Raw genomic sequence first — 20,035 nt, 5'->3', positions numbered from 1 at the left:
ATCTGGGTGTAGTGAAATTATTAAGGGTAAATTCTACTTTTAATAATATTGTTGTTTAATTAATGAAAAAGCTCTAACGAGCTTTTTCTTACTTCCATGGTTTTATTTTACTACAGTGGCCTCAAGTTCTACTTTTAGTGTTTCAAACAAACTGACTACTTCCAGTAGTGTTACAGCTTGTTGCATGCCGTGTTTGTCTATCCATTCTTGAAGTACATTAAAATGCGGCCATAGTTCCTCAGACGAAGTGGTGTAAATGTTAAGTCTTACAATATTCTTACAGTCATACCCCGCTTCTTCCACTACGCGCTCTAAATTTTTTATGGCTAATGGGAGCTGCACTTTCATGTCTTCAGTGCTAGATATACCATCATCATCAATGGCTGTTTGGCCAGAAACATAAAGTGTTCCCGTTGCATTGGTTACTTCAATCGCTTGATGGTAGCTACGCTGCTGCTGCCAAGTCCAAGGGTTAATCATTCTCTTTTCCATTTGCTATCGTTTTTAATTTTTACAAAACTATAGCTTACCGAAGCCGTGCACTTGTGACCTAAATCACTATTTAAAAATCATATATTGGCTAAGCCTATGACTGATACAAGCGACTAAGCGTTTCTCTAGAAACGCCAAGGTAAGCAGCCAGCTGTGTTTTTGATACCCTGTGCGGAAGTGTAGGGTATAGTCTTAAAAGCTGGTTGTAGCGTTCTTCTGCACTAGAACTTAGCAGCGATAAGATGCGCTGTTGTGAGGCTATATGTCCGTTGTTAGCTTTATGAAGAAAAAAATGTTCCATTTTTGGAAATGAGCTATACAGTTGATGAACATTCTTCAGACTGATGCTTAACACCTCTGTATCTTCCAGACATTTCAGCGACATAGTGGCGGAGGTACCGTTAAAAAATGCGGCATAGTCAGATTCCCACCAATCTTCTTGAGCAAAAGATAAAATGTGTTCCTTTCCAGACTTATCTATAAAAGTTAATTTCAGTAGACCTTTAACCACAAAGAAGGTATGCTGTACCTTGTCTCCTTGCCTGATTAGCAGCTCTCCTTTTTTATATTTTTGAGCTGAAAAGTATGCGGCTATTGCCGGAAATTCTTCTTCTTCTAACGTGATAATTTCTCTTATGTGTCTTTCGAATTTGTTTAACATGATGGTTAGTAAGGCGTATGAAGAATGTACTAATTTACTGAAGGCATGGAGGTTGATGCCTAAATAATTTGAGGTTAAGATACCAAAATAATTTCAGAGGCCACGCTCTATCAGTGTAGAACCGCGATAGCTAGAGGTATGGACAAAGCGATGAAGTTATTTTAACTGGGTAGGGCTAAGTCCAAATCTCTTTTTAAAAGAATTAGAGAAGTGCGACAGGCTTTCAAAACCCAAATTTAGATATATATCTGAGGGTGTTTTATTGCCTTGTTTAATTTGATGATAGGCTTCATTTAAACGTTTGTACTGTAACCACTTTCTTGGAGAAGTACCAAAGGTATGCTGAAAATCACGCTTAAAACCAGCAAGGCTTCTTCCTGATAGCTGAGCAAACTTCTCAATAGGAACGTTAAACTGATAATTCATGAGCATGAATTTCTCTAAATCAATTTTATGAGGTTCGGTAAAATCAAAAAGAAACTGATCTAACTCAGGCTGTGTTTGTAATAGTAGCTGTATGGCTTCTTCTACCTTTAATAGACCCAATTTTGAGGTTATTACTTGGTTAGGTCTTTCTCCATATGGCATAACAGAAGCGAAAAATCCTTTGAGGTATGCATTAGGAGTAATAAATATGTTCCGTTTGCCTGTATACTTTTGCTTTATCTCTATACTATTTTTAAGCGCATAATTTCTTAGTACCTCATCATTGAATGCGATAATTATAGTTCTATAAGCTTCTCCTTCAAATGGCGACTTTGTTACTTTCACAAATTGATTTTTCCTAATCAGTGTCATATCTCCGGTTTGTGTAGAAATTCTTTCATCCGAAGTTTCTAAAATCAACTTGCCGGAGATTTGAAATGTAAATATGGTATCGGCAAGAAAATCATCTTTTTCTCGCTCTTTTTCGGTTATTACAGAATAAAATAATTTTGCAGCCTCCATATTTTAATTTTCAATCGATTAAAGTTACAATCTTTAAAATTTAATAGGCAACCCTACCATTCGGGCACTTTCTTTCCACAATGAATCTTTTGCTTCATCAGTTTGTGCTAGTTTTGATGGATTTGGGAAAGTAATTTTCTTTTTTACTAGTGAAGCATATACTTTACCCGTTGGCATTAGTACTTTTCCTAATGAGAGCTCGGCAAGCGCTTCGCCAGCACGCTCTGCATTACCTACATAAAACTGAGCTTTAAAAAGACTGATAAACCGCATCAAAGGTAAAAGAATTACCATCATAATAAACTTCATCAGAGCGGACTGATTTCCTCCTAATGAGGTGCCTGTGGTTGCGCCTGGGTTATAAGCTATGACTGTAATGTCTTTTGCAATTATTTGGTCATGTTCTGCAAAGTATCTTGCGGTTAGTATATTACAAAGTTTAGAGGCCGCATATGCTTTTATTCCTTTGGAAGCCTTAGGGGTAGCTGGCTGGGCAAGTGCCTTGGGATCTATGGTTTTTGGCCCATAAGGGAATAGCGCAGGGTCATGCGTGTCGCTAGTGGTAAAAATTAATTTACCATGATCAGACATGTTTTGGAATAATAAACGGGCCAATAAATAGTGCGAGAGGTGGTTAGTTGCAAATGTGGGTTCAAAATCATCAACAGTACGGTCTGTATTATTGCCAAAATTGGCACCTGCATTCAAAATTAATATATCAATACGCGCACTGGCTAATCTGTTTTTTATACTATTGGCGAAAGCACGGACACTTTCTAAAGACGACAAGTTGAGGGGCAGCACTTCACAGCCTTTTGGTACTGCGCGGTTTTTGCCCCGTGCTCCTACAATTATTAATGTATCGGGTTGTTGGATGAGGTGCTTTAGTGCTTCAGCTCCAATACCTGAAGTGGCTCCTGTCATAACTATTACTTTCATTGACTCTAATGTTATATCGGTGAGTAACAAAGGTAAAGTCACGGTACATTTACTACTTGCGCGTATAGCTCAATTTATTTGTCTGTATGGCTCACAATGATAGCCAAGACATATAAGGTGAATTTATTTTAATGCTTAATAGCTTTAGTATAGTTAATGCCCAGCTGATATCCCGATTGAGCTTTGTCTTTGACCAAGGGTAAAAATCCATATAGGCCAATTTGACTAGCAGTAGTAAATCTATATTTGGGAGCTAAAGCAATACCGTAGTTGAAAAATGCTTCATGGTTGGAATAATCGTGTTCAAAGCCAATTTTTTCATTTACTAATGTGCCTTTCGTAATGGCTAAACTCATACCCAAGGGAACCTCAAAATTCAATTGAAATTGGCTAAAGTTTAGGGCATACCCAACAAGAATATTAGGTATCAGTCTAGCATCTATATCATTTTTTAGATACGCTTCACTAGTTGATTCACCTTTAAAGTCAAAGTAACTGGTGAATGACGCTCCCACAATAAAATGGTTTCTGCTTTCTGATAGAGGGATGGTATATTTACCGTATGCACCATAATAGATTGATTCATCTCCAGCAGCAATCAGCCCAATTTCGTATGTATTGTTATTTTGTTTTGCTTCTTGGGCATATAAAACAGTTAAAGAGAAAGTACAAATTATAAAAGTGGCACAGCAAACTTTAATTTTTGAATACATAGTCTAGCCCATTTTTAAATCCAATCTTGGCCGCCCCGGAGTGGCCATGTTTTTCTATAAACTCTGCGTTCATTAAAAAATGAGGATATTCCCTGCTTTCTAGTCTTTCACGCATTTCTGCAAAAGACCCCAGGTTTACACCGCCTTCTAATGTTCCCATGCCTGAATAGTACACTACGTCCAAATCTGAGTTATTCAATGAATAATTTTCTTCGTATTTAAAAATTACTCCTGAGTCAAACCAAAATGAACATCCTATGGCTATAAATTTATTAAAGGGGTTGTCTCGTCTGTTTTGGAACATTACAAAATGGGTGAAAAGCCCGCCAAAGGAGTTTCCGATTAGAGTTTTCGTGTTGAGGCTATCAATACTGTATTTAGATTCAAGTTCAGGTATGAGTTCGTTTTTTAAGAATGCGTAAAAATTAGCAGCGCCTCCCTCTCCGTGTTCATACTGGGTAGGCGTATAATCGCGGTTTCTCTTAGCGGAATTTCCTACACCTACAAAAATACAAGGCGGCAGCATTCCTTTTTTTGATTTTTCAGATATGATGTTGGCTATTTCGTTAAACCTGAACTCGCCATCAAGACCAATAATTAATTGATTGGAAAGTGTAGAATTATAATTAGTTGGCTTGTAAATAAAAATTGGATAGGTGTCATTTATAATTGAAGAGTAGATTGTAAACTCTTCGGTTTCACCTACAATATCTAAATCATCTTTTTCACAACTACAAAGTGAATATGCGCAAATGGTTATCAATAAAAATACTCTCATTTCGCCTAGTTGTTGGTTTCTTATTCGAGCTTTATGTGGTTAGCATAAAATAGTAAGCAGCCCCAAAATCCATCTCCATATGGTAAATAGCGAAGGCACCTTCTTATTAAGATACCGGAATTATCGTTAGGGTGCAAGAGGCTGATAATGAGAACTGTCTACTTAGGTTGTATCTTTTATCGCGGAGGATTATGGTTTTAATGCCTCATTTCTTTTTAGTCAACCATCCCATGTAAATAGAAGATTGGAAAAATCGAGTTGGTTTTTCAAAACCGGCTTCCTGTAGCAACTCCTCTATCCTACCTTCAGATACAGCAAAAAGTTCGGTTTCTATGCGCTCTAGGCGGTTATTAATTTCACCTTCTTCGAGCGTTGATGGTAAAAGCAGTTTAAGCACTTGAAGGTTTTCCTGTAGTTGCTTTTTACTGCCCGTTATATCCAACATCACAAAGGACGCACCTGATGTCAACCTGTTGGCAATGTCTTTGAGTAAGTCTAGCTTGTTGCCGTTGTCGTCAAGAAAATGCAAAACCAATAAAAGTGTAGCCACATTGTAGGTTTTATCACGTGGTAAGTCAGATACTAAACCATTAATTAGCGTTACACTGTCATAGTTCTTAAGCTTTTCATTGGCCTGCTGTATCATTTCTGGCGATGGATCTACACCTGTAATTGTCCATTTTTCAGTTGTTTTTACAAATCTTTCCATTTCGTTACCAGTGCCACAGCCCACTACTAATAAATTCTTGTCAGGTATCGGGCTTAAAATCTGTGGTAAGCTGTCTAAGAAATAATGATAATTCGGAATCCAGGTTTCTACAAACTGATTATAGCCGGTAGCCCTTTCGTTTTCAAATAATTCTACTGTATCCATATTATTATGCGGTTATATGTTTAATCTATTGATATACAATAATTATAGGCTGCTTTTAGCAGCATTGGTTTGTTGTTTCAAATTATACTTATCAGAAAATTCAAAGAGGGAAAATTCGCCACTATAGCGGTAATCAGATTTCATTTCATCACTTATGATTTATAGGAAGTAAGGTTTATGTACAATAAAAATTATATATGACATTTTAAATAGCGATCTCGTCATTTCATGGTATTAAATTAATTAAAATATAGAACTAACCTGATAGGAAGATGTAGGAAAAAGGTAAGCATTGCGATACGTGTGATTGTCTTTGACCTAAGGGTAATTTATATGGGTGGAGCTAATATATTTTTTGATTTAATCTTAAAATTTTATGCAGATCAGATAGTCTTTAAAGGAGAAATTAATTAAATTCAGTAAACAATAAACAAAAACATTTAAAGTATGGCATACATATCAATTGATGGTGTTAGCTACGAAAAAGAGCTAATGGAATTAGCTAAGGCACATACAACCGGTAAAGGAGAAGGAAAGCTTTCAAAAGATGAAGTGGAAGATTTATTTAAATCCGCTAAAGATGGGCATTCAGTTACAGATACTGAGAAGCGAACACTGGAGTATATAAGAGGAAATTTTGAATTTACAGATGCCGCTGCCAAACTCTTCGATGAGTTATTTAAAAGTATCTAAATGAGTATGCTTCCTCAGAGCCATGAAGTATGACTCTGGGGAGTATAACTGTTGTTGTATAGTTATTATTTATTATTAATGTATAATAACTTATGCCTCAATGCAGCGGTGGCGCGGTATGAATTATAATGTTTTATTAACAGTTAGGTACTAATATTAAGAAGTAATTACTGTCTTGACAATCCATTCCCCTCCTACTCTATCAATTCCAATGCTTGGGCTAACCGATAAGCTTCTGTTGAATTTTTAACATTGAGCTTTTGCAGAATATTCTGGCGGTGTCTATTCACTGTATTTAGGCTAATACTCAATGCGTCTGCTATTTGTTTACTCATTTTTCCGTGCGAAATAAGCAGAAGAACTTCCTTCTCACGCGAAGAAAGTATGTCGTTTTTGCTGAGTTCATTGTAGTGGAGTGTTGTACCATTTATAGAATTAATGATCACTCCTTTTTCATGAATAAGTGTATTTAAACTTTTGCCCGAGGCATTATAAATACACAAAGCCAGTCTTACGTTATCACCTTCGGTAGCATAAAACATTCTATGTAAAATTTTTATGTAATCTCCGGTCTTATTCTTTATTCTCAGGTTAATGGCCGTATAGTAGTTCGGGCTTTCATCTGTAGGTACATCTTTTAAATAATGGAAAAAGTAATATTCCAAGGCCTGCTTTTTCTTCAAATCATCTGGGTGCATTCTATTGAGTATTTCGTCTTCCCATATGGATGAAATCTCACCTTGCAAGGCGTTGCTATTTTCGAATATTATAGAGCTTAGGCCACCGTAATAAATTGAACTCTGGTTTGTTTTTAGGTCTGAAAGCACAGCTATGGCATTTTCCACTTCTGCATAGTGTTGGGCCACTAATTTATATTTAAGTAGTGTTGTAGACTCATTTGTAGACTCAAAAGATTGCCCAAGAAGTACTTTATCAAGCTTGGCTTTGATGTTCATTATATGGTTATTTATAACTATTGAATGCCATTTGTGCTGCATTTAGCTTTGTGAAGTTATCATTTTAATGGTTATTCATGCATGAAATATGTTTCATTTAAAGTTTAGATGCCCGACATATGACATAGTATGTGCGGCTTATTTACCACCAATTATAAAACTTATGATTAGAATATTAACACTTATAACAATGCTGGTACTAACGGCCGGCTCATTTCAAAATAATGTGGCGCAGCGGCTAGAAAAAATGACCTGGTTTAATGAGCCTCAAGAATGGGAAATTAAAGACAATGCCCTTATCATGTCCGTGACACCACAAAGTGATTATTGGCGCATTTCGCATTATGGTTTCACTGTTGATGATGCTCCATTTTACTATGGCACATATGGAGGTGAGTTTGAAGTAAAAGCAAAGATAACTGGCGAGTATAAATCTAGGTTTGATCAAATGGGATTAATGCTGCGTATAGACCATGAAAACTACATTAAGTTTGGTATTGAATACGTAGATGGTAAGTACAATTTAAGTACTGTGGTTACTCATCATACCAGTGATTGGAGTGTAATAGCATTAAATGACAAACCCAAGTTTATTTGGATAAAGGCGGTTAGGCGGCTAGATGCAGTAGAAATTTTCTGCTCTTATGATGATAAGACTTATACCATGATGAGAAATGCGCACCTTAAAGATAACACGCCTGTGATGGTGGGGCTCATGGCCGCAAGCCCAGATGGAGATGGCTTTAAAGCAAAGTTTGAGAACTTTGAAGTGAAACATCTGCCCGACCAAAGAAGATTAGAATGGTTAGAAAAACACCAGTGATGTTTGAAACGGACTAATTATAAATATGATTTTAAATTGGCCTCTGTTGATGGTAATAGAGGCCAATTTTAGTATTGTTATGGATAATTAACTTTCTTCCTCTATACTGCTAAAGTCCTCTATTGAATTTTCGTCAATATTATCAATTTCCTCTTCCGTTTCATTAAATTCTAGTGGACTAGTAAAGTACTTAATTGAATTTTTATCACTCTCCTTAATTTCTTCTGTAATTTCATCCTGTGGCGGAGCTAAACGATCTTCAATAAATTTTTCGAAATCTATTGCATCCGAGTTTGATTCAAGTTCAATGGTTTGATTGTTATTCGGGAAATAGAATTTAGTCTTTCCATCAGCGCTTTCTTTTTTAATTTTTTCAACATAGCTTCTATCTATTTCCTTTTTATGAAGTCTTAGTTTCCATCGATTCTCTTTTTTCCTCAATACTTCTATTCTTAGAATATTGCTGGTACATAAAACTTTATACTTACTATCTCGGTCGCCAAGGGCATCATATGCTCTATTTCTGAGTGCAGCACGGATATATGTTTTGAATGAAAGCATAAACCTATCAACCTGATTCTTTTTTATTCTTATGGTTTCACCTTCTTTGCCTAACTGCACAGTCAGTGCTTCGAAAAGCTGATCGTTTTCATTAAGAATAATTACCTTGTCAGGGTCTAATTGTTGCATAATATCGCGAGGATATCTTTTATCAGCTTCTTCTGAATTCTCGTAATGAATAGTTATCCCATCACTAGTAGTATATTTAAGCGTAATGTCATTTTCAGCAGACTTAAAGGTTTTGGCTCCGCCCTGCTCCTTTATTTTATTTTTAGATAGGTCATCATAATTTACAAATGTATCATTTTGCCAATCATTGCTTTTTCTAAAACCTGGCATATAGAATTTGTGGAGACTATCATTGCTTAGTACGCCCTTATTTAAGCCTCTTACCTCAACTAGAAATTGATCTTTAGGAATGCTAACATGGGTATCGGGGCGAGTCATAAAGGGAGCTGCATGGTTTTTATCATCCGCGCCTTTTAAATATTTTGTATACGAATTTTCATCCTGACTTTTAGCCTTATCAGGCATAATATCAACTGCTTTGGTATCTTCTGAGTCTTGGATATTTTCAGACATATTATACATGCCGTCAATAATAGAATTCACCATTTGTTTATAGGACTCAGTTTTTACATTTCCACTTCCATTATCAAAATTTACTAATGACGGCATATAGGTTTTGCTGAGATCTTTAAAGCTATCATCTTCCAATAAAAATTCAGTTAATTGTTTCTTTTCTATTCTTTTCAATAAATTGTTAATGCCATTATCTACTTTAATCATATCATTTAATCCTGCTTTTACCCAAAAGCCCATGAAATCTTTAATGCTTGATAATTTTGATAGTAGGGTGGCATTGACTGTGTCTTTCTTAAAGTCAACTCGTCCTGAATTTACACTACGAGATTTAACCATTAGGTTTTGCAAAGCCATCATCGGAATTTGGCTGATATAATATGCCAATATATCAACATGTTTGTCTTCTGGATTGAGTTTGTTTTGTAGCCATTGAGTAGTTGCTACTTTTCTTTTCATATGATCTTGTCCCCTGTTAGTGGTAGTAGCACCCTTTAATAAACTATCAAGCACATCTAACCCCATAGTAATATTAATTTGTGCGTTTGTTACCTCATCACTAGTAATGAACTCATTAGAGAATAATCCGATACCTTTCGTAAAACGCAGAACTTTCATATCCGCATAATTATCTTTGGTATATTTGCTTTGTGGCTGAAGATTAATACCAAAATCTTTTTCAATTTCTGCTTTTAAATCACTTAAGTTCCCATTGTTTTGTGCTATGTTTTCACCTAAACTTTTTAGGTGTTTTTCTATATGGCTTGTAATTCTCATTGCACGACAAACCTTTACATCAAAGTCTTCATTTTTTTTTCCAATAATAAATGGAGGAAAGGCTGCCTCAATGACATTCCCTGCATCAGTCTCAAAAACGAATGGGAGATCATTTATTTGTTCTGCAGATTTGAGTAGTTCCTCATGTATGGGGAGTGGCTCTAAGCCTCCAGGATTTACTTTTGCAAATTCAAACTCAGGTCCCATAGTAGTTATATCTTCCTCATTATTAATAAGGCGTTTTTGAAATTCTATAAATTGCTTGATATTAAATTCTTTGTCATCATCTTTTTCGGGTTTTGATCCTTCAAACCATGTGAGGAATTCATCTATTGTACTTCTATTGGCATCACCGTCTATAGTTTCTTGTTCAGTTTGTTCTTCAAGAGTTGAAATTTCAGCGTTTTGAGACATCTGATTGCTCATTTCATCTGCTTCTTTCTCTAATCCATCATCATTTTCATCACCATTTTCATCACCATTTTTTTTCATTGGCATGGTGGGGCTTACTCTTCCTTGCTTCTGCTGCACTACATGCCAGGCCTCATGAGGCAAATGCTTTTCTTGACCAGGCCCAACGTGAATATCCGTACCCTGTGCATATGCATCGGCTTGCAATTGTGCAGGTTTATCAGAATTGTAATGTACTTTCACATCGTCCATAGAGTATCCTGAAAGGTTTTCTACTCTTGCTTTTAAGTTATTAGGTAAACCGGTGTTGTTTTCTCTTTGCTTTATTGGATATTGGTTATTGGTGTGCTTATCAGCATAAGCCTGTAGTTGTGTGTGTTTTTGGCTAGCTGAGCTGTTGTTAGCCTTACGTTGAATGGCATTATGCTGTGTCACGTATGGGCTGCTATTGGCCATTTGTTGCATGGCTTGCAATTGGCTAACATAGCTGCTCTTATTGGCGGTTTGTTGAGCTGCTGACGCAGATCTAAGTCCTTGGCTTTGAGTTTTTTGTTCTTTTTTTGTAATGTTAGTGTTTAACCTAACATTACTGTCTTGTTGTTTTTCTACATGACTAGACATATCTAATAAAAATTAGCGCCTTAGCCTTCGGATATCATGAGCGGAGTAATAAGTTTGGGGAAAACTCTACCGTGCTTTGACTGGTTGAATAATTTGGGAATTTAAATGTATTAATAAATATTTAAATTGTCATGTTGAATAGGAGATAAATTTATTGCTCGCGTATTAGTGTAAACACGAGCAATGTATTAGGTATTAATTTTACTTTAATGTTCTTCTTTAAAAAGATAAACCAATCCTTTGCTGGCTCCCACAAGAAATAAACTGCCATGGGTTTCATTCTCAAAATTGTCAAAATGCCATTTCATAGTTAGGTTGTTACTTTCTATGGGTAATGATTCTACAAGTTGTTGTTGTAGGTTTTTGGCATCCTCCCCCTCAATATTTTGTCCATGACGTTTACCTGCTCTCGCTAAATATAAAGTGAGCTTTGAATTTTTAAAGCCTTCTTGTTGAGCTTTCTTCAGTAAGATACCTCCATCCCACCATAGGCTGGGATCTAGCACCAAATATTTTGAGAAAACCTCTGGTTGGCTCATTAAAGTATGCAATGCTAGTAGTCCTCCAAAAGAGTGCCCTACCAATATCCGCTGATCATTTACCCTATACTTTTTACCTACTTCAGGTATAAGCTCATTTTTTAAAAATGAAATAAAATTATCAGCACCCCCACTGTTGGTGAGCGTGGCAGCTCCCTTCTTGCTGATGGCCTTTGTAGGAGTAAAGTCTCTTGTTCTGTGTGTATTCTCTATGCCTATAATAATCGCATTAGGAACAGATGATCTTCGGCCTCCTTGCAAAAATGAGCAGATTCCTACCATTGGAAGGAAGTTCATTTCACCGTCAAGTAGGTATATGACCGGGTAGCTTTGGCTGCTGGTGGCATAATCATCAGGCAAGTGTACCCAATAGCTTCTTTCTTCTTGTAGTACCTCTGAATATAGGTTTTTTCTGCTGCCCACTGTTAAAAGGCTATCGGTAGACTGGGCCAAGCTATATTGACTAACTAGGCAAAAAATTATAATAGTTAAATATTTCATCATCAATAACAGTCAATTTTTATTTGCCCTTTATTTTGATAATAGCTTAGCTTCTTTTTATTAAAGTTGAAGCATATATTTTCTAGGGCATTAGTTACTTCTCTTTGCATGGCAATGGAGCCACAAATCATAATCACACCTTTTTCCTTTAAAGTAAGTGCTACTAAGGCTTCATCTTTATAAATCAGGTCTTGTACATATGTTTTAGCGGTGTTAGTTCTGGAGTAGGCAGGTTTAAAGCTTTTAAGTCGTCCTTCTTTTAAGGCGTTATTGATATGTGATTGGTAAAGCAATAGGGAGTTTTCAGTTCTTGCTCCCCAGTATAAATGTGTTTCTATCTGTTTAGCATTTTGAGACATCATTCCTAAAAACGGAGCTAAACCTGTGCCGGTACCTATGAGTATTACGCGCTTGGCTTTTGTAGGAAAATGGAAGTTCTTATTTTTTATTATTGTTCCTTCTATCTTTTCTCCAATGTTTAAATCATTGAGATAATTAGAGCATACTCCAAGCTTATGTCTTTTTACGCTTAGTAAAATATTGCCCTGAGGCATAACGGCCATAGAATACAAGCGCTCATGTTCTTCGGGAGGGTAAATGCCAATCAAGTCACCAGATTTAATGTCATTTGCACTGTAAGCCAGCTCTATCAAAAATGTGTCATCTGGGCTGGTTTTAGCATCTGTTTTATCTATAACTTCAAATGATAATGTCTTTTTAGCTTTTAGTTCTACAGGGTTTTTAGCTGGTAAAGCTATACTCAGGTTAGAGGCTTCTGCGAAATGACGAGCCCATTGTCTAAAGGCTTCCCATGAGCGGTTGTTAATATTATGCAGAGGAGTCAATTGGTTAGTGGTTTGAGTCTGCGCCAGCATTTGATCTACTTCGATAGCGAACTGACAATAGTCTGGATAAGCTAATGAGCCAAATCCCACCACTGAGTATTTGGCACTATGCGTGGGCGCATACTGTTGGAATCTCTGCATGAACTTATTGGCATTGGCAGGAGCCTCTCCTTGTCCATAGGTAGAAGTTATTATTATGAGGTACTCCATGCTTTTGAAGTGCTCATATTTATTCATTTCTGTTATGTATGATAACTCTCCATTTTCTAGTAGCTGCTGATGCAGTTGCATGGCAAAAGGTATGGTGCTTCCGGTCTCTGACCCTACCAAGATGATGTATTTACAATGGTCTTTCTTTAAATGGTTTTTAATTTTTACAGCTTTTCGTTTAAAGGTGAGTACAAAACCCGAATAGACGAAGAACAAAATACTTACTGCTGATAATGCTAGAATTACGGGCCACCAGATGCTGCCTCTACCGGTGTGCAGCATCAGGCTGAGGTCGGCCAAGAGGCTGACCATTGGGTAAGCTGACTCGGCTAATATTTCACCAGTAAATTGGTTAATTAGCAATTCTTTATTTTGGAGTTTTATGGTGTAATAATCTTCTACATCGGGTGAAAATGGAAACTCTAAAGATCGAAGCTCTTCCAGTGATACAGATTGGAATATAGGGAATTGCGTTGGGCTTATAGCGAGCTCTTCTTTTAAGTTTTCATAATCCAGGTCGTAAGAAGGTTGACTGGCTTCAGGAATGATTGAAAACCGCTGTAAAAACAGGTATGAACCTGTAATACTGATAATAAGTATTGGTATTAACGCCAGTCTGCCTAAGTATACGTGATAGTATTGATAAAAATTATCTCTTATGATTTTGTTAAGAAAATACCTTATGCCTTGCTGCCTTTTTACAATAAGAATAACTCCAGTAATAGCGATCAGCAAAAGGCAAAAAGAACAAAGTCCTATAAAAAAGCGACCAGTGCTTTTAAGAAATAAGGACCGGTGCAAGCTGGTGGCAAATTCGAATAGAGGTAATTGATCTTCTACCTCTCCTATTTTATTACCATCGAAAGGATTAATATAGAAATTACCCATATTGCCCTCTTTGTCAATAGCTGATACACTTACTAGGCCATTTTGGTCTACTTTGAGGTTGAAAATTTCATCATACTGATGGTCAATCTCTTTCAGTGCTTCGGCTACAGAGATATGTGCAGCACCACTTACTTTGTAGTCTGTAAGTTGGTACGAGATAGGTTCAAATGAAAGTATAATGCCAGTAATAGCGGCAATGACGATAAAAACAAAAGAAGATACAGCCAAAACCAAGTGGCTGTATCTCCATATAGAAATAATCATAATGATTTAAAAAAGAATAAGTCCTTTCCCAATTAACCGGGTATAATTCTTATATAACGGATATACCCCTTACCATCAAACTTACCCTGAAGCCCCTCCTTAGTTAAAGGAATTTCAAGGTCTTGTTCATAATATTTTTGTTCTTCTACAGCGGTTTCAAAGCGTATTTTATAACCTGCATCCAGCTTATCTTGGTCTATATTCAATACACATACCCTGCGCTCTCCTCCAGAAATGCTAGCACTGCTGGTCCCATCTACCTCACTATTGGTTTCAAAAAAGGTATACCAACTAGCCAGATCAGGGTACCACTCCTCATCTTTACCCATTACATGCAGGGTTTTTTCATATTTCCCTTCTGGGTTGATTAAAGAGACAGCTACATATGCAGCCTCTCCTTCATAGTTAATCAGCTGAACCATACACTTATATGAATCTGAGGTAGATTTCACATAAGACCAACTTACTAAACCAACACTAATTACGAGTAAACATATAACTTTAAGTACCTTAACCATGTGTTATTTATTTTAAGAACTGTATATCTGTTTGATTTTCTGATAAAACTTCGTTTTCACTTGCCAAGTCAAAAACAGATTCATCAAAATCGGTTTTAACCTTCTTGTCAGCGCCCTGTTCTACCAAGTATTTTAGTACAGACGTATCAGTGGCTTTCATGGCAGCAATTTGTAACGGAGTGGTTCCTTCATTATTGGCTTCATTGATGTTTACTCCCATAGCCACTACCTTTTTCACTAGTGGAAGACTATTTTTCTCTACTGCCAAGTGCAGCAGTGTATTTCCATTAGCTTGTTTCTGTTTGGGGTCTAGGCCATTTTTCTTTAGTAAAGTTGCTTTTGTATCAAAATCACTGTTGTCAGCACCACCTCGGCCACCGGTTCTATATGAGCTTATTAAATAATGACCTATGCTGTTCTCGGCTTTGTCTGTGAGATTTGTTTTAGCACCCTCGCTGATTAGAAAATCCACAACCTCTGTTGAGTTTCCTTTAACAGCTGCAAAAAGGGCTGTTTCTCCGGCTTTGTTTTGTAGGTTGATGTCCTTGCTTTTGCTTTCGATAAGCTTTACTATGTCTAAGGTATTTCTTGCAGCAGCATTTATTAAGGCTGTATTGCCTTCAGCATCTTGCTGATCTGCTTTCACTCCTTTATCTAAGAAGTATTTTACTACTTCAATGTCTTTAGCTTTGGCGGCTACAGCGTGCAGTGGTGTGGTTCCCTCTTTAGTAACTACATTGGGCTTAATGCCTTTTGCCTCTAAGTATTGAAATACAGAAAGGTCGTTAGTACCTCTTCTGGTACCTTGGCTAGCTGCTATCATAGCATTACCACCTATTTTATTTTTGCTCTTATAGTCAACTCCTTTCTTTATCAGGAGGTCCATCATCTCTTTATTGCCAGTTTTGGCAGTGTAGTAAAACACGCCATTGCCATCGTTGTCTTTATCTTTTAAGCTAAGTCCTTTGCTTACAAAATAATTAATCATGGCGTCATCTTTAAGATGCGGTGTAAGCAATAGTAATGAGTTAGCTCCTTCGTGGTTGGTGTCAGTAATATTAGCACCATGAGCGATTAAGTAATCATATACTTCAGGATTTGTCTGCGCAGTAATAGCCGCAAATGTGATGACTGTATAACCGTGGTCATCCACCAAATCAACCTTTACTTTATGATCTATCAAGTATTTTATTACTTCCATTTTGCCACCCATAGCAGCCCAATGCAGGTAATTTCTACCATCGTGAGTAAGCTCATGAATGTTTTTACTATAATTCTCCATGAGATAAATTATAGTCTCTGAAGGCACTTCAGCAAGTAAGGCATACATAATGCCGTTGAATTTAAACGAGTTGAAAGCAACAGGATCATTACCTGCTTTTATTTTATCTTTTACATCGTTTAAAGATGGAGTTTCTTGCCAATAGGCTCTATCTAAGAATATGTTTTTATCCTGAGCCTTTAGGTTAGTAACAGCTAGAATAAGAACTAAAAAAGCACTTAAAATTAGTTTTTGCATGGCTTTATATCATTAATATTTTATGGGCTATTGCCGCCTATGTATTATGAGGAAATCATAAGTATGAAGATGTTGTAAACGTCATAGGCGAGCAATAACACCATAAAAAATGTTAGTTATCAGTTTTTAATAAGCCCACAGCTTCTAAAGAGTTACAAACAACGGTAAGTCCTTTGGTAGCAGTAGCTGTAGCCGGATCTACCATATATATAGCTGGATACTGTCCATCGTTAGTGGTAATAGGGAAATACAGTTTGCCTTCATATGATGTAGGTAGGCCGTAATCAGCAATAGTTTCTTTTGAAGGAATGTCTCCACCTAACCAGCTAAATGTTTTGGTTGACATTTTAACAATGCCATATTGAGTAGCCGCTGTATTGGTTGTAAATTCTTTTTCGTTATAAAATTCTAACATGAAGTAATCATCTGTAATGTGCCATACATTTCTGAAGTGGTAGCCACCAGACTCTTCTTCTATATTAAAATAGTAGCTGTCGTCAAAAGTACTAGCTCCTTCATTAATACGGATAGCTCCCGCAGGCTTGGTAGATGTTGATTCATATGCACCAGAGAAAACGTATACATTACCATCATCATCTTTGCTAATTTGTGAATAGTACTGAGAACGGAATCTACCAGAAGAGTAGCTCAACTGGCCAGATCTGTATATATTTTGAATTTCAAGGTTCTCATCAAAGGCTACTACCCAGCAGCTATCGGGGTAGCTCACTTCTCCTGTGCTACTGCCGCCTCCGGCTTCAGGGTCTTTAGGTGCTGATGCTACTGCTCCTGTAAGGAACTGGCCATTACCCATATCTACGATACCAGAAAAAGTTACTTGTTGGTCGTTACCTAAAATACCATGAGTATGTATGGCTTTTGTACTTAAAGACATACCATTTTCAGTATCAAAGAAATTGAAAACTGCTCCATCTTCATCTTCAGATCCTTCTAGAGCCTGACCTCCAACGCTAGTAATAGCATAATTTTCAAAGAAACCATATGAAGTAAACCTTGAGGTAATTTGAAATTCCCCCACTTTCTGTAAGCCAGAAGTGTCTAGCTTATATGCCAAGCCAGTACCAGGGTCTCCTTGATTGTAAATTAACCCTACAGCTACTGAATTATCATCTTTAAATATCCATCTATAACCTGAAGATGACAGCTCAATACCATTACCAGCAATGCTGAGCTCTCCGGACTGCAAGCTATCAGTGCTTAATATATAATCAGCGGCTTGGCCTGAAGCAGTGCCAGAAGCAGATAAAAAGAAGGTTTCGGCTCCAGTTTCTATTTGCTCAGGAGCTGGATCATCATCACTGCAGGCCATTATAAGTAAAGCAAACAGGCTTAATAATCCGTAGGCTCCAAATCGCCTCCGTAGTTCGTTTGTAAATATTTGCATAGTTAAATTGAAAGTTTAAAATTTATTATTTGCTAAAAAAATATCTGGCCTTCATTGAGAAGCTTCTTCCCGGTTTTTGAAGACTGAAATTATCATAGAGCATTTCGTTAGTAATATTTCTGGCCTCAAACCCGAGGTTATATTTTCCACTGGCCATTACATAGGTAAATCCTATATCATGAGATAGCTGTTGATCAATAAATAACTTGCTGCTTTTGCTGCCTAAACTCTCAAAGTTTCTATAAAACTTATCCATAAAGTTGAGATAATAGGTGCATGTGAGGGTATTGCCTGCTTTTATGAAATTATTGATTTTGTACCCCAAGTCGGCATTCATAAAGAATATAGGTTTGTTGGGCATTGGGTCTTTGTAAATGATAGATTCACGGCCCAGCTCATCATACTTCTCCATATTCATGATATTTTGGTAGGTAACAGCAGCTCCTAGTGTGAGCTTTTTCCTGTAAGCATAGTGGGCTTCCAAATCCAAGCCTAATGTTCTTACCTTGCCATGGTTGGTATAGCTGGCAGATGCTACTTCGGTATCTATCATTCTTCTAATAAAATCCTTTGTATTTCTGTATATGAAGCCTGCATCTACATATACTTGATGTTTGCCAGATGGCAATTCAGGACTGTATACCACATTGAAGTTTATATTCTGACTAACTTCTGGATCTAGCGAAGCAGTACCTATTTCTAAGAGTTCATCACCAAATAATTCGGTAGCATTGGGTACTCTTACTGTCTTTTCATAAGACAGTTTTAGTAAAACAGCAGGTCTTAATTTGTAGTTAGTGATAAGTCCATAACCGGTGGTGTTGAAAGTTCTTTTTTGAGATATGTAACGTGAGCTGTTAGAAGCAATAGTAACCGTATCTACTGGACCTGTAACTGATACAAAATAGTTTTTTTGGAAGGCAGAAACGCTCCATTTCTCGTTTATCTTGTATTGATAAGAAATACCCAATACATCTTTTACGTTTTCCTTTTTTATAGAGTCAGCAGCTGACATAGAAGCCTCACCTACCTCATTGCGTGCTGTTCTTGTAAAAGTGCTGTACAAGTTGTTGATGGATATCAGGTGCTTGTCACCTATGGCATACTTGAGGTTAGCAGTAACCACACCTGTGTTGTTGTTGTATTCGGATAGTGTATACTGATATTCGCCTTTTTTCACCTGATTCATGTATTCTCCTTTCCAATTGTAAAGACGAGCTAGTGTATCTACATTATTATTGCTGGCATGGCTGTAGTTGGCACTCAGCTTTAAATCCAAGTTTTTGGTGAAGAGGTTATTCTTAAAATATTCTAATGATGCGGCTTTAGTGTCAGACTCTCTTACTATACCACCATATGCCCTTTTCATTAGGTTACCATTTTGTACCTCTTTATACTCTTGGGCATAGGTGAATCCTGCCATCAATCGGTCAGCCCAGCTTTTGCCTTGCACACCTACTTTACCTACTATAGCCTCATTGTGGTAGGTGTCATGAAAACGCCTGAACCAATATTCTTCATCAGTATAAACAGCTGATTTGCCCTCTTCTTCTAGCTGCAATAGTTGTGTTTTTATCTTATAGTTGTTATCAGAGTAATTTTGGAAAGCATTTACGCTTAGCGATAGGCCTTTTTTTCCGGTAATGCCGAAGTTAATATTAGACTTATGAGTGTTAAATGATCCATAAGAATACGAAGCATCCAAATAAGTGGAAGATGTTTTTTTGGTGATGATATTAATGGCTCCGCCTAAGGCATCGGCTCCTAATTCTACAGGTACCACACCTTTGTATATTTCTATTCGTTCTGCTAGGTTAATGGGTATATTGTTAATTTGGAATGCAGACCCATAAGTGTTCATAGGTACCCCGTCAATGAATATTTTTACGTGCTTACCCGTGAAACCATTGAGCATAACTGATGTGTTAGAACCAACACCGCCTGATCTTCTGATCTTTACCCCTGCTGTCTTTTCCATAGCTTCAGATAAGTCAACCGTGCGGTTGGCTAGTGGTTTTGAATCTATGGTAGCTACGTTATAGGCTGATTCTTTTACTTCTTGGATGATTGATTTGCCCTTAATTTCAACCTCATCTAGTACCTGATCTTTCCTTACTAATTTAAAATGATGTACTACGCTTTCTCCTGAAGTAACTTTTACCTGAATGATTTGCTTTTCGAACCCTAGTACAGAGCACATCATAGTGTAGTCACCTTGGGGTACTTTAAATTGATATTTACCTTTTTCAGTACTTACGCTAGAAATATTGGTTTTATCTAAAAATATATAAGCATCTGCAATGGGTTCTCCTTCGGTAGATGACACCACTCCGCTTACTGTAGCATCTTTTTGAGACCACGCTGGCAGACAACATATTACGATAAAAAATGTACTCAGAAAGATGGTTTTCACAGGAATAAAAATTTACTATATTGCGATTAAGTTTATTTAGACTAATTTTAAATAATATTGCAAATCTAAATTCACATACTGTGGGAATTGATTCGGTTTTGGAT

General features: G+C 36.9%; 17 protein-coding genes. 2 read left to right on the top strand and 15 right to left on the bottom strand.

The window, feature by feature from the left end:
- Nucleotides 1–102: 102 nt before the first annotated feature.
- From ACXACQ_RS17140 to ACXACQ_RS17110, 7 genes are all read right to left on the bottom strand, one after another.
- Nucleotides 103–492, bottom strand: a complete 390-nt coding sequence (locus tag ACXACQ_RS17140) for a RidA family protein (RefSeq protein ID WP_474977192.1) — start codon at nucleotides 490–492, stop codon at nucleotides 103–105.
- 94 nt (nucleotides 493–586) lie between these two features.
- Entirely contained in the window at nucleotides 587–1,153 is a 567-nt protein-coding gene (locus ACXACQ_RS17135; RefSeq protein WP_474977191.1) for a Crp/Fnr family transcriptional regulator, read from the bottom strand.
- 156 nt (nucleotides 1,154–1,309) lie between these two features.
- Complete coding sequence (locus ACXACQ_RS17130) at nucleotides 1,310–2,101, bottom strand: helix-turn-helix domain-containing protein (RefSeq protein ID WP_474977190.1); 792 nt, start codon at nucleotides 2,099–2,101, stop codon at nucleotides 1,310–1,312.
- A 33-nt stretch (nucleotides 2,102–2,134) separates the two neighbouring features.
- Nucleotides 2,135–3,040: an SDR family NAD(P)-dependent oxidoreductase gene (locus ACXACQ_RS17125; protein ID WP_474977189.1), complete on the bottom strand. Its 906-nt coding sequence runs from the start codon at nucleotides 3,038–3,040 to the stop codon at nucleotides 2,135–2,137.
- A 128-nt stretch (nucleotides 3,041–3,168) separates the two neighbouring features.
- On the bottom strand, nucleotides 3,169–3,753 hold the full coding sequence (locus tag ACXACQ_RS17120; RefSeq protein ID WP_474977188.1) for a hypothetical protein: 585 nt from the start codon (nucleotides 3,751–3,753) through the stop codon (nucleotides 3,169–3,171).
- The gene (locus tag ACXACQ_RS17115) at nucleotides 3,737–4,531 is read right to left on the bottom strand and encodes an alpha/beta hydrolase (protein ID WP_474977187.1); all 795 of its coding nucleotides are present in this window, start codon (nucleotides 4,529–4,531) and stop codon (nucleotides 3,737–3,739) included. Before ACXACQ_RS17115 ends, ACXACQ_RS17120 begins: the two co-directional genes overlap by 17 nt.
- A gap of 205 nt (nucleotides 4,532–4,736) precedes the next feature.
- Nucleotides 4,737–5,405 carry a class I SAM-dependent methyltransferase gene (locus ACXACQ_RS17110; protein ID WP_474977186.1) on the bottom strand — a complete coding sequence of 223 codons (669 nt, stop codon included), beginning with the start codon at nucleotides 5,403–5,405 and terminating at the stop codon, nucleotides 4,737–4,739.
- A 447-nt stretch (nucleotides 5,406–5,852) separates the two neighbouring features.
- Here ACXACQ_RS17110 and ACXACQ_RS17105 point away from each other — a divergent pair, with 447 nt between their 5' ends.
- Entirely contained in the window at nucleotides 5,853–6,098 is a 246-nt protein-coding gene (locus tag ACXACQ_RS17105; RefSeq protein ID WP_474977185.1) for a hypothetical protein, read from the top strand.
- Between the two features lie 194 nt (nucleotides 6,099–6,292).
- On the opposite strand, the gene ACXACQ_RS17100 is transcribed toward ACXACQ_RS17105, so the two are convergent.
- Nucleotides 6,293–7,054, bottom strand: coding sequence for a response regulator transcription factor (locus ACXACQ_RS17100; RefSeq protein WP_474977184.1), 762 nt, complete (start codon nucleotides 7,052–7,054; stop codon nucleotides 6,293–6,295).
- Nucleotides 7,055–7,244: 190 nt separating this feature from the next.
- On the opposite strand from ACXACQ_RS17100, the gene ACXACQ_RS17095 reads away from it, so the two are divergent.
- On the top strand, nucleotides 7,245–7,877 hold the full coding sequence (locus ACXACQ_RS17095) for a DUF1349 domain-containing protein (RefSeq protein WP_474977183.1): 633 nt from the start codon (nucleotides 7,245–7,247) through the stop codon (nucleotides 7,875–7,877).
- 87 nt (nucleotides 7,878–7,964) lie between these two features.
- Here the strand turns inward: ACXACQ_RS17095 and ACXACQ_RS17090 are convergent, their stop codons facing one another.
- The 7 genes from ACXACQ_RS17090 to ACXACQ_RS17060 all read right to left on the bottom strand — a co-directional run bounded on the left by ACXACQ_RS17090 (nucleotide 7,965) and on the right by ACXACQ_RS17060 (nucleotide 19,931).
- Nucleotides 7,965–10,829 (bottom strand): eCIS core domain-containing protein, encoded by a 2,865-nt coding sequence (locus tag ACXACQ_RS17090; RefSeq protein WP_474977182.1) that lies wholly within the window; start codon nucleotides 10,827–10,829, stop codon nucleotides 7,965–7,967.
- A 206-nt stretch (nucleotides 10,830–11,035) separates the two neighbouring features.
- Entirely contained in the window at nucleotides 11,036–11,872 is an 837-nt protein-coding gene (locus ACXACQ_RS17085) for an alpha/beta hydrolase (RefSeq protein ID WP_474977181.1), read from the bottom strand.
- A complete protein-coding gene (locus ACXACQ_RS17080; RefSeq protein ID WP_474977180.1) occupies nucleotides 11,872–14,076 on the bottom strand; it encodes a PepSY domain-containing protein in 2,205 nt (734 codons plus the stop codon). Before ACXACQ_RS17080 ends, ACXACQ_RS17085 begins: the two co-directional genes overlap by 1 nt.
- Nucleotides 14,077–14,108: 32 nt before the next feature.
- The gene (locus ACXACQ_RS17075) at nucleotides 14,109–14,594 is read right to left on the bottom strand and encodes a DUF2271 domain-containing protein (RefSeq protein WP_474977179.1); all 486 of its coding nucleotides are present in this window, start codon (nucleotides 14,592–14,594) and stop codon (nucleotides 14,109–14,111) included.
- A 7-nt stretch (nucleotides 14,595–14,601) separates the two neighbouring features.
- Nucleotides 14,602–16,113 carry an ankyrin repeat domain-containing protein gene (locus ACXACQ_RS17070; protein ID WP_474977178.1) on the bottom strand — a complete coding sequence of 504 codons (1,512 nt, stop codon included), beginning with the start codon at nucleotides 16,111–16,113 and terminating at the stop codon, nucleotides 14,602–14,604.
- Nucleotides 16,114–16,225: 112 nt separating this feature from the next.
- Nucleotides 16,226–17,518 carry a DUF4374 domain-containing protein gene (locus ACXACQ_RS17065; RefSeq protein ID WP_474977177.1) on the bottom strand — a complete coding sequence of 431 codons (1,293 nt, stop codon included), beginning with the start codon at nucleotides 17,516–17,518 and terminating at the stop codon, nucleotides 16,226–16,228.
- A gap of 25 nt (nucleotides 17,519–17,543) precedes the next feature.
- The gene (locus ACXACQ_RS17060) at nucleotides 17,544–19,931 is read right to left on the bottom strand and encodes a TonB-dependent receptor (protein WP_474977176.1); all 2,388 of its coding nucleotides are present in this window, start codon (nucleotides 19,929–19,931) and stop codon (nucleotides 17,544–17,546) included.
- Nucleotides 19,932–20,035 lie beyond the last annotated feature (104 nt).

This window comes from Fulvivirga sp. AWR4_260 (assembly GCF_056158185.1).
Note: the sequence above shows the minus strand (reverse complement) of the source record. Positions and strands in the feature narration are given on the sequence as shown.

Excerpts from the sequence above, each read along its gene's own strand:
- ACXACQ_RS17140 (WP_474977192.1), bottom strand. The coding sequence starts at position 492 with ATGGAAAAGAGAATGATTAACCCTTGGACTTGGCAGCAGCAGCGTAGC.
- ACXACQ_RS17135 (WP_474977191.1), bottom strand. The coding sequence starts at position 1,153 with ATGTTAAACAAATTCGAAAGACACATAAGAGAAATTATCACGTTAGAA.
- ACXACQ_RS17130 (WP_474977190.1), bottom strand. The coding sequence starts at position 2,101 with ATGGAGGCTGCAAAATTATTTTATTCTGTAATAACCGAAAAAGAGCGA.
- ACXACQ_RS17125 (WP_474977189.1), bottom strand. The coding sequence starts at position 3,040 with ATGAAAGTAATAGTTATGACAGGAGCCACTTCAGGTATTGGAGCTGAA.
- ACXACQ_RS17120 (WP_474977188.1), bottom strand. The coding sequence starts at position 3,753 with ATGTATTCAAAAATTAAAGTTTGCTGTGCCACTTTTATAATTTGTACT.
- ACXACQ_RS17115 (WP_474977187.1), bottom strand. The coding sequence starts at position 4,531 with ATGAGAGTATTTTTATTGATAACCATTTGCGCATATTCACTTTGTAGT.
- ACXACQ_RS17110 (WP_474977186.1), bottom strand. The coding sequence starts at position 5,405 with ATGGATACAGTAGAATTATTTGAAAACGAAAGGGCTACCGGCTATAAT.
- ACXACQ_RS17105 (WP_474977185.1), top strand. The coding sequence starts at position 5,853 with ATGGCATACATATCAATTGATGGTGTTAGCTACGAAAAAGAGCTAATG.
- ACXACQ_RS17100 (WP_474977184.1), bottom strand. The coding sequence starts at position 7,054 with ATGAACATCAAAGCCAAGCTTGATAAAGTACTTCTTGGGCAATCTTTT.
- ACXACQ_RS17095 (WP_474977183.1), top strand. The coding sequence starts at position 7,245 with ATGCTGGTACTAACGGCCGGCTCATTTCAAAATAATGTGGCGCAGCGG.
- ACXACQ_RS17090 (WP_474977182.1), bottom strand. The coding sequence starts at position 10,829 with ATGTCTAGTCATGTAGAAAAACAACAAGACAGTAATGTTAGGTTAAAC.
- ACXACQ_RS17085 (WP_474977181.1), bottom strand. The coding sequence starts at position 11,872 with ATGATGAAATATTTAACTATTATAATTTTTTGCCTAGTTAGTCAATAT.
- ACXACQ_RS17080 (WP_474977180.1), bottom strand. The coding sequence starts at position 14,076 with ATGATTATTTCTATATGGAGATACAGCCACTTGGTTTTGGCTGTATCT.
- ACXACQ_RS17075 (WP_474977179.1), bottom strand. The coding sequence starts at position 14,594 with ATGGTTAAGGTACTTAAAGTTATATGTTTACTCGTAATTAGTGTTGGT.
- ACXACQ_RS17070 (WP_474977178.1), bottom strand. The coding sequence starts at position 16,113 with ATGCAAAAACTAATTTTAAGTGCTTTTTTAGTTCTTATTCTAGCTGTT.
- ACXACQ_RS17065 (WP_474977177.1), bottom strand. The coding sequence starts at position 17,518 with ATGCAAATATTTACAAACGAACTACGGAGGCGATTTGGAGCCTACGGA.